This is a genomic window from Tsukamurella sputi (assembly GCF_007858445.1).
Taxonomy (GTDB): domain Bacteria; phylum Actinomycetota; class Actinomycetes; order Mycobacteriales; family Mycobacteriaceae; genus Tsukamurella; species Tsukamurella sputi.
This window is the reverse complement of record NZ_VIGV01000097.1, coordinates 1-618: the sequence shown is the minus strand read 5'-3', so window position 1 is coordinate 618 and position 618 is coordinate 1. Positions and strand designations below refer to the sequence as shown.

Genomic DNA, 618 nt, shown 5'->3' with positions numbered 1-618 from the left:
AATATCTATAGTCAGATCGGGCTCGTCACCTTAGTCGGGCTGATCACCAAACATGGGATCTTAATTGTTGAATTTGCCAATCAGATTCGAGCAACAGGGATTGCAAAGAGAGAGGCGATTATTGAGGCGGCAACATTGCGACTTCGTCCGATTTTAATGACGACAGGGGCAATGGTTTTAGGGGCGGTGCCGCTAGCGCTCTCTGTTGGTGCAGGCGCTGAATCAAGATCCGCAATCGGTTGGGTGATTGTAGGAGGAATGAGTATCGGAACATTGCTGACACTCATTGTAGTGCCGGTTATCTATCTCTTTATTGGTGGACGAAAAAGAGAGCTTATCGTCACTTAAGAGGAATTTCGGGTACAATAAATGCTTTTACAATAGAGAGAAGATGGATCAATCCGATGATAGTGCGTTACTTAGGGCTAGCTCCGTACCAAAATGTCTATGACAAGATGAAGCATTTTACAGAGTGTCGAACGGAAGAGACATTCGATGAGCTGTGGGTTGTAGAGCATCCGCCGGTCTATACCCAAGGGCAAAATGGCAAGCCGGAGCATATCCTCAATCCGGCGATGATCCCTATTGTGCAGGTCGATCGAGGCGGGCAGGTGACCT

General features: G+C 47.6%; 1 protein-coding gene and 1 pseudogene. Both read left to right on the top strand.

Annotation, left to right across the window (positions count from 1 at the left end):
* Positions 1 to 348, top strand: a 348-nt coding sequence (locus tag FK268_RS25980) for an efflux RND transporter permease subunit (RefSeq protein WP_193560331.1), incomplete at its 5' end; no start/stop codon positions are given.
* A 56-nt stretch (positions 349 to 404) separates the two neighbouring features.
* Positions 405 to 618 (top strand): annotated as a pseudogene (locus tag FK268_RS25975) (lipoyl(octanoyl) transferase LipB); the annotation flags it as partial.